9 protein-coding genes are annotated in these 11,219 nt (G+C 68.4%); 4 read left to right on the top strand and 5 right to left on the bottom strand.

The window, feature by feature from the left end:
* The 3 genes from VFG40_RS04640 to VFG40_RS04635 all read right to left on the bottom strand — a co-directional run.
* On the bottom strand, positions 1-216 hold a 216-nt coding region (locus VFG40_RS04640), incomplete at its 3' end, for a hypothetical protein (protein WP_324895389.1).
* 328 nt (positions 217-544) lie between these two features.
* A complete protein-coding gene (locus tag VFG40_RS17815; protein ID WP_414649244.1) occupies positions 545-1,000 on the bottom strand; it encodes a DUF4279 domain-containing protein in 456 nt (151 codons plus the stop codon).
* A 242-nt stretch (positions 1,001-1,242) separates the two neighbouring features.
* Complete coding sequence (locus tag VFG40_RS04635; RefSeq protein ID WP_324895387.1) at positions 1,243-1,905, bottom strand: glutathione S-transferase; 663 nt, start codon at positions 1,903-1,905, stop codon at positions 1,243-1,245.
* 136 nt (positions 1,906-2,041) lie between these two features.
* On the opposite strand from VFG40_RS04635, the gene VFG40_RS04630 reads away from it, so the two are divergent.
* Genes VFG40_RS04630 through pdeM form a run of 4 tightly spaced genes read left to right on the top strand, consistent with a single transcriptional unit; the run spans position 2,042 to position 7,698 of the window.
* Positions 2,042-3,049, top strand: coding sequence for a ligase-associated DNA damage response exonuclease (locus tag VFG40_RS04630; RefSeq protein ID WP_324895385.1), 1,008 nt, complete (start codon positions 2,042-2,044; stop codon positions 3,047-3,049).
* Positions 3,049-4,644: an ATP-dependent DNA ligase gene (locus VFG40_RS04625; RefSeq protein ID WP_324895383.1), complete on the top strand. Its 1,596-nt coding sequence runs from the start codon at positions 3,049-3,051 to the stop codon at positions 4,642-4,644. Before VFG40_RS04630 ends, VFG40_RS04625 begins: the two co-directional genes overlap by 1 nt.
* Positions 4,601-7,045: a ligase-associated DNA damage response DEXH box helicase gene (locus tag VFG40_RS04620; RefSeq protein WP_324895381.1), complete on the top strand. Its 2,445-nt coding sequence runs from the start codon at positions 4,601-4,603 to the stop codon at positions 7,043-7,045. Before VFG40_RS04625 ends, VFG40_RS04620 begins: the two co-directional genes overlap by 44 nt.
* Positions 7,042-7,698, top strand: coding sequence for a ligase-associated DNA damage response endonuclease PdeM (gene pdeM, locus VFG40_RS04615; protein WP_324895379.1), 657 nt, complete (start codon positions 7,042-7,044; stop codon positions 7,696-7,698). The genes VFG40_RS04620 and pdeM overlap by 4 nt, the downstream gene beginning before the upstream one ends.
* 602 nt (positions 7,699-8,300) lie before the next feature.
* On the opposite strand, the gene glgX is transcribed toward pdeM, so the two are convergent.
* Positions 8,301-10,436, bottom strand: coding sequence for a glycogen debranching protein GlgX (glgX, locus tag VFG40_RS04610; RefSeq protein WP_414649243.1), 2,136 nt, complete (start codon positions 10,434-10,436; stop codon positions 8,301-8,303).
* Positions 10,390-11,219, bottom strand: an 830-nt coding sequence (locus tag VFG40_RS04605) for an alpha amylase C-terminal domain-containing protein (protein WP_324895377.1), incomplete at its 5' end; no start/stop codon positions are given. The genes VFG40_RS04605 and glgX, both read right to left, overlap by 47 nt.

Below are 11,219 nucleotides of genomic sequence, written 5' to 3'. Positions count from 1 at the left end.
ATGGTCCGGTCGCATGACGAGCAAAGTGAAGAGGTAGATTACGAGCGTAGGCATAAAGGCGCCAAGCCCGAATACGACGACCACCTGCCATAGCGCAATGGGAAACCAACGAGGCATGGCAATTGCGGCACACACTGCGATTGAGTAGACCGAGACATAGCTGACCAGAATGCCGCTAAGCACGCCAGGCAGATAGCTCTTCGCTGCAACTTCCATATTGTCTCTCCTGTTGTCTAACGCTGGAGTTAAGCGGCGGCGAAGCCGTCCGCCTTGAACGAAATGTTAGGCCGCAACCAAGCGCAAGAATGATTGCGGGACAAGAGCATCTTGATTGGACCCCAACTCGACCAAGTAGACGGGGTCATCTCCTAGCTCCTCGACACTTACCAGAGATCCCGAGTCACCGGCATGTTCGCCACCTACCACCTGAACACACGCATTGTGCTCAAAAGACACACCCGCTACAGGCTGGTGAGCTAGAAAAGCATTGGATTGCTCGTGTGTGGGTCGCATAAGGCCTAACGCTGGAGTTAAGCGGCGCGCGTCAGCGCGTCCGCTTGGACGAGTTGTTAGGGGCGCATGCCTCGGCGCCGCCTACTGGGTCATATATGTCTAGCAGCAGTTCGATACCTCGAGACGCCAGCGCGCTAAGAACCTTCGTTGTGACCAAAAGCTCTTCATTGGTTCGCTCCATGAAGTACCCGACGGACAGGTCCACCTCTAGGTTCTGTGTGATTGCGCTCCAAGCGGCCTCAGACCTGGGGAGGCAGGCGAGCAAGCCCAAAACACGTGACTCGAAAGTGCCCGCAGATTCTTCTGCGCGGAGCTGCCACATGCCGACGCGACGTTTCGCGAACTCGCGCCCATCCTTGCCGATGTGGCGATCGCCTTTGGCGTGGGCATGGGTCGGTTCGACACCGAGGAGCGCAGTCACCTCGTCCGGTACAAGGGAGTCACCGAAGATCCTCAGCGTAATGATTGTGGTCGCTTCTACCGACACCTAAGCCCCTAACGCTTAGTAGACCCCACATCTGGGGTGTTGCACCGAGTATGCATGGCGCCCGATGCCGCTAACAAGCGATGAATTCCCAGGCCCTTTCGGGGGTTACGCAACTCCCCTGGCGATCTACGCGGATCAAGGCCCCGTGTTATGTGGCGGATGTGGGGGTGTATGAGTTACGCAGGCGGAATTGGGGGTGTAACAGGGCGGGTTTTGGGACCGCGAGGCGGAGTAGAACAGGGTCAGGTTCGCCTTTCAGCAGGAGACGGCTGCTTCGCATGCGGTACGAGCTTGGTCATGCACACAGCGAACAAGCCGCTGGCGAGCCAGCCTTGCAGCCACGCCTTGAGCGCCGGCATCTGCAGCTCGGCAAACCACGCCGGCTCCACGCCTGCAAGCTGACGCACGAACGGAAAGATTGCCAGATCGCTAGCGCATGGATTCACGCCACCCAGGTACGGCTGCCGTTGCAGCCTCGCCTCCAGGGGCACTAGCAAGCAGCTGACGGCCGCCGAACGATGCGCCTCCCGCGGCAGCAGCTCGCTCGGATAGCGATCCGGATACTTGTACCGATCCAGATGCCGCTTGAACTCGCCGTCGTTGACGCGAACCAGCGCGAGGTTGTCCTCCGTCTGCCCCCTGCTCCACCACCCGTCCGGGTCGTGCCCGGCCCAGGCCCAACGCATGATGTCCCAGCTTTCTTCCAGCACCTGGCCATCGGGTAGTTGCAGTACCGGCACGGTGCCTTTGGGTGAGATGGCGAGCATGGCGGCGGGTTTGTCGCGCAGGCCGATCTCGACCACGTCGAACGGGCGACCGGCCTGCAGCAGCGCCATGCGGGCGCGCATCGCGTAGGGGCAGCGGCGGTAGCTGTAGAGCAACGGGCGGGGCGCGGGGTCGGTCACGGATGATCGGTACGGGTGGCGGCGGCAACGAAGCGTTCGACTCTACTGCCGATGCGGCGCTATGCCACGCGTTTCACGACGCTTCGCCGGGCGTTTTTGCTCCCCCTGCACGATTGGCTGGCTACGATGGCCGGCCATGAATGAGCCCCTGCTCCAGCCACGCCCCGAAGGCCTTTACGTGCCGGCCGGCGACTTCTTTATCGACCCCATGTTCCCCGTGGCGCGGGCGGTAGTGACGCACGCGCACGGCGACCACGCGCGCTCCGGCAGCGGCCATTACGACGTGGCGTCCGCCGGGCTGGGGCTGATGCGCGAGCGGCTGGGTGCGGGCTCGACGATCGATGCGCACGACTACGGCGAGCCCTTCCGCATGGGCCCGGTGACGGTGTCGCTGCATCCGGCCGGGCACGTGCTTGGGTCGGCGCAGGTGCGCATGGAGCTGGATGGCCGCGTGGTGGTGGTGTCGGGCGACTACAAGCGCGACCCGGACCCCACCTGCGTGCCGTTCGAGCCGGTGCCGTGCGATGTGTTCGTTACCGAGTCCACCTTTGGCCTGCCGGTGTACCGCTGGCCGCCGATGAGCGAGGTGATCGACGAGCTGCTGGCATGGTGGGACGACTGCGTGCGGCGCGGCGTGCCGGCGGTGCTGTTCTGCTACGCGCTGGGCAAGGCGCAGCGCATCCTGGCGGAACTGGCCTCGCGCACCGGGCGCACGGTGCACCTGCACGGCGCGATGCTGCGGCTGGTGGAGCAGTACCGCGAGGCGGGCGTGGCGATGGTGCCGACCGAGCCGGTGAGCGAGTCTGCGCGCGGGCGCGATTTCGCCGGCGAGTTGATCCTGGCGCCGCCGTCGGCGGCCGGCTCGCCGTGGATGAAGCGCTTCGGCAAGGCCTCCACCGGGTTCGCCTCCGGCTGGATGCAGATACGCGGCAGCCGGCGCCGGCGCGGTTACGACCGCGGTTTCGTGGTGTCCGACCACGCGGACTGGCCGGGCCTGCTGCAGAGCGTGCAGCAGAGCGGCGCCAGCCGTATCTACGTGACCCACGGCGACGGCGAGACGCTGATCCGCCACCTGCGCGATCTCGGCCACGACGCCCAGCCGCTGCGCCTGCTGCGCGAGCGCGACAGCGAGAGCGGCGGCTGATGCGCCGGTTTGCCGAACTCTATGCGGAGCTGGACCGCACCGCCTCCACGCTGGCCAAGCGCGAGGCGATCGCCGCCTACCTGCGCGAGGCGCCCGGCGCCGATGCGGCGTGGGCGGTGCATGTTCTGGGCGGCGCCAAGCTGCGTCGGCTGGCCACGTCCACCGAGCTGCGCCAGGCGCTGGGCGAGGCCACCGGCTACGCCGACTGGCTGATCGACGAGAGCTACCAGCACGTGGGCGACCTGGCCGAAACCATCGCGCTGATGCTGCCGCCGGGCGACGGCTCGCTGGGCGAGGTGCCGCTGCACGCATGGCTGGAACAGCGCCTGCCGGCACTCGCAAAACTGGAGAGCGCCGAGCGCATCGCCACGCTGCAGGCGTGGTGGCGCGCGCTGAAACCGGAGCAGGTCTTCCTGCTCAACAAGCTGATCACCGGCTCGCTGCGCGTGGGCGTGTCGCACCGTCTGGTGGTGCAGGCGCTGGCAGCGTGGTCCGGCCAGCCGACCGACCTGATCGCCCACCGCATGAGCGGCAACTGGAAACCCACCGCCGCGGCACTGGCGGCGCTGGCCGCGCCCGTGGGCGAAGACGAACACCTCGCCGATCGGCCGTACCCGTTCTTTCTCGCCTCGCCGCTGGAGAACGATGTCGACGCGCTGGGCGATGCGCGCGACTGGCTGGCCGAGTGGAAGTGGGACGGCATCCGCGCGCAGCTGATGTGGCGCGACGGTCACGCCGGGCTGTGGTCGCGCGGCGAGGAGCGGCTGGACGGGCGCTTCCCCGAGATCGAACGCGCCGCCGCCTCGCTGCCGGTGGATGGCGTGCTCGACGGCGAACTGCTGGCGTGGGACGAGGAGGCAGCCAAGCCGCTGCCGTTCACCGCGCTGCAGAAGCGCATCGGCAAGCTCAAACCCGGCGCGAAGTTGCTGGCCGGCACGCCGGTGCGCTTCATGGCGTACGACCTGATGGAGTACGCCGGCGACGACCTGCGCGAGCGGCCGTTGCACGCGCGCCGCGCGCTGCTCGCCGGCATGCTGGGCGGCGCCGACGACGCGCTGATGCTCTCCCCCGCCCTGCTCAGCGACAGCTGGGAGGCGCTCGCCACTGAGCGCGAAAGCTCGCGTGAGCGGCAGACCGAAGGGCTGATGCTCAAGCGCCTCGACTCGCCGTACCGGGTGGGCCGCAAGCGCGGCGACTGGTGGAAGTGGAAGGTCGATCCGCACACCATCGACGCGGTGCTGCTGTACGCGCAGCCCGGCCACGGCCGCCGCTCCGGCCTGTTCACCGACTACAGCTTCGGCGTGTGGCACGAGGGCGAGCTGGTGACCGTGGCCAAGGCGTACTCGGGCCTGGACGACGCCGAGATCGCCCGGCTCGATCGCTGGATCCGCGCCCACACCACCGAGCGTTTCGGCCCCGTGCGCGCGGTGGAGGCGGTGCACGTGTTCGAGCTGGCGTTCGAGGCGGTGCAGCTGTCCGGGCGGCACAAATCCGGGGTGGCCGTGCGCTTTCCCCGCATCGCGCGCTGGCGCACCGACAAGGCTCCACGCGATGCCGACCACCTCGACGACCTCCGCCGCCTGGCGACGGGCTGAGGCCCGCCTGCGCGACTGGTTCGCCGCGCAGGGCCGCAAGCCCGCGCCGTTCCAGCGGGCCGCGTGGAAAGCCTGGGGCGAAGGCCGCAACGGGCTGATCCACGCGCCCACCGGCACCGGCAAGACGCTGGCCGCGGTCGGCGGCCCGCTGATCGACGGCTTGCTGCATCCGGCCAAGGGGCTGCAGCTGCTGTGGATCACCCCGCTGCGCTCGCTCGCCACCGACACCACCGGCCACCTCGCCGCCGCGGTGGAGGCGATGGGCCTGCCCTGGCGCGTGCTGCGCCGTACCGGCGACAGCTCCAGCGCCGAGCGCGCGCGGCTGCGTCGCGGCGACTGCGAGTTGCTGGTGACCACGCCGGAAAGCCTGGCCCTGCTGCTGAGTTATCCCGATGTCGCCACGCGCTTCGCCAACCTGCGTGGCGTGGTGGTGGACGAGTGGCACGAGCTGATTGCCAGCAAGCGCGGCACGCTGCTGCAGCTGGGGCTGGCGCGGCTGCGCACGCTGCAGCCGGACAGCCGCGTCTGGGGCCTGTCGGCCACGCTGGGTAATCTGGACGAAGCGCTGCACGCGCTGTGCGGCGACGGCGTACTGATCGGCAGCGCCGCACGCAAGCGCACCCGTATCGACACCGCCCTGCCCGGCCCCGGCGAGCGTTTTCCCTGGGTCGGTCACCTGGGACTGAAGCAGCTCGGCCGCGTGGTGCAGGCGGTGCTGGAGGTGCGCACCGCGTTGGTGTTCGCCAACACGCGTTCGCAGGCGGAGCTGTGGCACGAAGCGCTGGCCGCGGTGTGGCCGGAGGCGCCGGAGACGCTGGCGGTGCACCACGGCTCGATCGATCCCAAGCTGCGCCTGGCCGCCGAGGAAGGCCTGCGCACCGGCGCGCTGCGCTGCGTGGTGGCCACCTCCAGCCTGGACTTGGGCGTGGATTTTTCCACCGTGGACCGGGTGATCCAGATCGGCAGCCCCAAGGGCGTGGCGCGGCTGCTGCAGCGCGCCGGCCGCAGCGGGCATGCGCCGGGCGCGCCCTCGAGCATCCTGTGCGTGCCCACGCATCTGCTGGAGCTGGCCGAGATCGCCGCGGCCCGGCGCGCGCTGGCGGCCGATCACCTCGAACCGCGCCACCCGCTGCGCGGCTGCCTCGACGTGCTGGCGCAACACCTGCTCACCCGCGCGCTCGGCGGCGGCTTCCACGCCGACCAGGCGTATGCGGAGGTCGCCACCACGCGCGCCTATGCGCAGCTGCCGCGGGCCCAGTTCGACGCCGTGCTCGACTATCTCGAACACGGTGGCACCGCGCTGGCCGGCTACCCCGAGTACCACAAGCTGGTGCGCGACGCGGACGGCCTGTGCCGGGTGGAAAGCCGGCGCGTGGCGCGGCTGCACCGCCTGTCGATCGGCACCATCACCTCCGACGGCAGCGTGCAGGTGCGCTACATGAAAGGCGCGCGGCTGGGCGCAGTGGAAGAGAGCTTCGTGGCGCGCCTGCGCCCGGGCGACCGGTTCCTGTTTGCCGGGCGCCACCTGCAGCTGGTGCGGGTGCGCGACATGACCGCCTACGTGCGCCAGGCCGACAACCGCCAGGGCGGCGTGCCGCGCTGGATGGGCGGGCGCATGCCGCTTTCCGGCGAGCTGTCCGGCGAACTGCGCCGCGTGCTCGCCGATGGCGACGCCGGCGAGGCAGAGATGAAGGCGCTGCGCCCGCTGCTGGCGATCCAGCGCAGCCAGTCGCACGTGCCGCAGGCGAGCGAGCTGCTGGTGGAACGCACGCACACGCGCGAGGGCGATTACCTGTTCGTGTATCCGTTTGCCGGGCGGCTGGCGCACGAGGGGCTGGCCGCCGTGCTCGCCTATCGCCTCGCCCAGCGTGTGCCGGCCGACTACGGCTACGCGGTGAACGACTACGGCCTGGCGATCACCGCGCGCAAGCTGCCGCCGCTGGACAGCGAGGCAATGCGCCAGCTGCTGCATCCGTGGGGCCTGCGTCGCGACATTCGCGCCAGCATCAACCTGGCCGAACTGGCCAAGCGGCAGTTTCGCGAGGTGGCGCGGGTGGCCGGGCTGGTATTCAACGGCTACCCCGGCCAGAGCAAGACCATGCGCCAGCTGCAGGTATCTAGCGGGCTGCTGTTCGACGTGCTGCGCCAGCACGATCCGGAGCATCCGCTGCTGTGGCAGGCCGAGCGCGAAGTGCTCGACCAGCAGCTCGACTACGCCCGCCTGCGCGATGCCCTGCTGCAGGCCGCGCGCGGTCCGCTGCGCTACGTGGAACCGCCGCGGCTCACCCCGCTGGCGTTTCCGCTGTGGGTGGAGCGCCTGCGCGGCGGCGTGCACGCGGACGACTGGAAGAGCCGCGTCGAGCGCATGCTCGCGCAACTGGAAAAGGCCGCCGACCGATGATGGAGTTTGGTATCGAGGTGGCCGGCGAGACGCTGCAGCTGCACGGCGAGCGCGCCGTGTTCTGGCCGCGCCTGCGCTGGCTGCTGCTGGCCGACGTGCACTTCGGCAAGGGCGCCGTGCTGCGCCGCGCGGGCGTGGCGCTGCCGACCGGACAGACGCTGGACGACCTGCAGCGCATCGACCGCCTGATTGCCCATTACCAGCCGCAGCGGCTGGTGGTGCTGGGCGACCTGGTGCACGGCCGTGCGCACCACGACACGCCGTGGGTGGCCGACGTGCAGCGCTGGCGCGAACGGCATGCGGCGCTGGCGATGAGCCTGGTGGTGGGCAACCACGACCGGCACATGGACGCCGGCATCCTCGGCTTCGAGCGGATCGACGAGGTGCTGTGCGAGGGGCCGCTCGCGCTCGGCCACGAGCCCACGCGCTACCCCGGCCACTACCTGCTGGCCGGTCACGTGCATCCGGGCGTGAACGTGCGCGACGGCTGGCGCAAGCATCGCCTGCCGGCGTTCCGCTTTGGTCGCTCGGTGGCGCTGCTGCCCGCATTCGGCCGCCTCACCGGCCTGTACGAGGAGCCGCCGCGGCCAAGCGAACGCATCGTGGCCGTGACCCCGGCCGGGCTGCTGCCGCTGGCCACCCGCGCGCGCTGAGACTGAGGGGGCTGAAGCCCCTTCCGCGACGGCTCATCCATGCGCCGCTCCTGCGTGAGCGCCCCCCTCGCGACGCTGTCCGCGCCGACCGCCGCAGGCATCGGCACTGAAGCGGACCCGCTGTGTTCGACGGACAAGGTAGGAGCCCGCTCGCGGGCGATGCTCTTGTTCCTGATCCACATCCAAAGCTGAGAGCATCCCCCGCGAGTGGGCTCCTACCGGTGGCTGTGATTGGACGAATCTAGCGCGCGTTTGTGGCCGCTATCCGCAAGAGCCAGTGGGCGCGCTGACTCTTGGGAGCGACCCCAGTCGCGACGCTGTTCGCGCCGACCGCCGCAGCATCGCCGCTGACGCGGACCCGCTGTGTCGGTCGCCCAACGCAGGAGCCCGCTCGCCGGCGATGCTTTCATTCCTGATCCACATTCAAAGCTGAGAGCATCGCCCGCGAGCGGGCTCCTACTGGTGTGATCGGACGAACGTGGTGGCTCGTTTGTGGCCGCTATCCGCAAGAGCCCGTGGGTGCGGAGACTCTCGGAAGCGACTTCAGTCGCGATGCTGCTCACTCCGGCCACTGCAGGCGTCGGGCTTGAGCAGCGCCGCGCTCAGGCATGGAGCGGTGGTGCGCTGGTCAGCAGCATCACCGCGGGGCCGTCCACTTCCACGCTGCGATCGGTCACCATGCCCGGCGGCGCCTGCGGGTGGGCGCTGTCGATCTGCAGGCACCAGCTCAGCGCCGGCGCGGGCAGCACGAAGCGATGCGGCTCGCGGGTGCCGTTGACCAGCAGCAGGCTGACATCCGCACGGCGCCCCAGGCCCACAGCGCGGCGCAGCACCAGCAATCGTGCCTCGTGGTCGTGCCAGTCGGCCTGGGTCAGCAGCTTGCCGCGCTCGTCGAACCAGCTCACGGTGGGAATGCCGGGCAGCACCTCGGCCTCGCCGTGGACGAACCGCGCCGAGTGCAGCGTGGGGTGCTGCTGGCGCAGGTGGATCAGCCGCGCCAGGTATTCGGTCTGCGCCCGCCCCGCTTCGGAGCGCAGCTGGCGCCAGTCGAACCACGACACCGCGTTGTCCTGGCAGTAGGCGTTGTTGTTGCCGCGCTGGGTGCGGCCGAATTCGTCGCCGCCAAGCAGCATCGGCGTGCCGTGGGAAAAAGCCAGCGTGGCCAGCATCGCCCGCTTGCTGCGCTCGCGCGCGTCGTGGATGGCGGCGTCGTCGGTCGGCCCTTCGTGGCCGTGGTTGTCGCTGTGGTTGTCGTCCGCGCCGTCGCGGTTGTCCTCGCCATTGGCCTGGTTGTGCTTGTGCGCGTAGCTGACCAGGTCGTGCAGGGTAAAGCCGTCGTGCGCGGTGACGAAGTTGACCGAGGCCCACGGCCGGCGGCCGTCGCGGTCGAACATTTCGGCCGAGCCCATCAACCGGCGCGCCAGCAGCCCGCGCATGGCGCTGTCGCCTTTCCAGAAACGCCGCACGTCGTCGCGGAACTTGCCGTTCCACTCGGCGAAGGGCGCCGGATGATTGCCCACCTGATAGCCGCCGGGGCCGAGATCCCACGGCTCGGAGATCAGCTTGACCTGCGACAGCGTGGGGTCCTGCCGCAACGCGTCGAACAGCCCGCAGTTCGGGTCGTAGCCATGCGCTTCGCGGCCCAGCGCCACGCCGAGGTCGAAACGGAAGCCGTCCACCCCGAACACCTCCACCCAGTAACGCAGCGAGTCCATCACCAGCTGGATCACCCGCGGGTGCGCCGTGTTGACGGTGTTGCCGCAGCCGGTGTCGTCGATGCAGTGGCGCGGGTTGTCCGGCAGCAGCCGGTAGTAGCTGGCGTTGTCCAGGCCGCGGAACGACATGGTGGTGCCGAGCTCGCTGCCCTCGCAGGTGTGGTTGTAGACCACGTCCAGAATCACCTCGATGCCGGCACTGTGCAGTTCCGCCACCGTGGAGCGGAATGCATTCTGAATATTGTCGGAAGAGTAACGCTGCTCTGGCGCAAAAAAGCTCAATGTGTTGTAGCCCCAATAGTTCTTCAGGCCGTGCTCGATCAGGTGGCGCTCATCGACGAACGAATGGATCGGCAGAAGCTCGATCGCGGTGACGCCGAGCTTCTGCAAATGCTCGATCATTGCGGGGGCGGCGAGTCCGCGGTAGGTCCCGCGCAACTCCTTCGGGATGTCGTCGCGCAGTTGCGTCAGTCCTTTGACGTGCGCCTCGTAAATGATGGTGTCCTCCCACGGCACCTTCGGATGCCGGTCGTCGCTCCAGGTGTAGGCCTGGTCGACCACCACCGACTTCCATGTGTAACGCGCGTTGTCGCGGCGGTCGAACGATAGGTCCTCGCGCTTGTGTCCGACGCGGTAGGCCAGATGCGCGTCGGTCCAAGAGAACTGTCCGCCGAGACGCTTGGAGTAAGGATCGATCAGGAGCTTGTGGTGATTGAACCTGTGGCCGGCCTCGGGATCGTAGGGTCCGTGGACGCGATAGCCGTAAAGTTGGCCGGGCTGCGCGTAGGGCAGGTAGACGTGCCAAATGTCCTCGGTCCGCTCCGGCATGACGACGCGGTCGATCTCGTTTCGCCCGCTTTTGTCGAACAGGCAAAGCTCTACCTTCTCGGCGCTGGCGGAGAATAGCGCGAAGTTTGTGCCGCGCCCGTCCCAGGTCGCGCCGAGCGGGTGCGGCGCGCCGGACGAGATGCGCCGGTCAGGCCTCAGGAACGAGATAGACGGCAGCAAGCGGTGGAAGGACAAGATGCAACTCCGGGCTTTCGGGTGTCACAACAGCGGACACAAGCCCTGCGTTCCCTGTGTTGCTGCCGCCATAATGGGCAGCGTCGGTGTTCAGCACTTCGCGCCATTGGCCGGCGAACGGCACGCGGACGCGGTAGTTGCGCCGGACCTCGGGCGTAAAGTTGACGGCGACGACGCAGCGGGCGTTCGGGTCGCTGCCCTTTCGCAGCCAGGCGAACACACTGCGGTTGGTGTCGTCGGCGACGAGCCACTCGAAACCCGCGTGGTCGCAATCGAGCTGATGCAGCGCCGGCGTGGTCCGATAGAGCTTGTTGAGATCGCGAACGAGCCGCTGCACGCCGAGATGGTTTGGCCGCTCCAGCAGATGCCATGGCAGGCTGTGGTCGTGATTCCATTCCGAGTCCTGGCCGAACTCGCAGCCCATGAACATCAGCTTCTTGCCGGGATGGCCGAACATGAAGCCGTAGTAGGCGCGCAAATTCGCAAAGCGCTGCCATTCGTCGCCCGGCATGCGGCCGAGGATCGAGCGTTTGCCGTGCACGACTTCGTCATGCGACAGCGGCAGCACGAAATTCTCCGAGAACGCGTAGTACAGGCCGAACAGGATATTGCCGTGGTGGTGGCGGCGGTGGATCGGCTCCTTCGAGATGTACTCAAGGGTGTCGTGCATCCAGCCCATGTTCCACTTGTAGCCGAAGCCGAGCCCGCCCCAATCGACCGGCCGCGACACCATCGGGAAGGCGGTGGATTCCTCCGCGACCGTGGTGGCGTTGGGATGGCGCG

Source organism: Dyella sp., from assembly GCF_035685805.1.
GTDB lineage: Bacteria > Pseudomonadota > Gammaproteobacteria > Xanthomonadales > Rhodanobacteraceae > Dyella_A.
The sequence above is the reverse complement of the archived record's forward strand: the minus strand, read 5'-3'. Positions and strand labels throughout refer to the sequence as shown.

What these genes read in the sequence shown, in the direction of transcription:
- VFG40_RS04630 (WP_324895385.1), top strand. Translation starts at nt 2,042, where the DNA reads ATGAATGAGCCCCTGCTCCAGCCACGCCCCGAAGGCCTTTACGTGCCG.
- VFG40_RS04620 (WP_324895381.1), top strand. Translation starts at nt 4,601, where the DNA reads ATGCCGACCACCTCGACGACCTCCGCCGCCTGGCGACGGGCTGAGGCC.
- pdeM (WP_324895379.1), top strand. Translation starts at nt 7,042, where the DNA reads ATGATGGAGTTTGGTATCGAGGTGGCCGGCGAGACGCTGCAGCTGCAC.
- VFG40_RS04625 (WP_324895383.1), top strand. Translation starts at nt 3,049, where the DNA reads ATGCGCCGGTTTGCCGAACTCTATGCGGAGCTGGACCGCACCGCCTCC.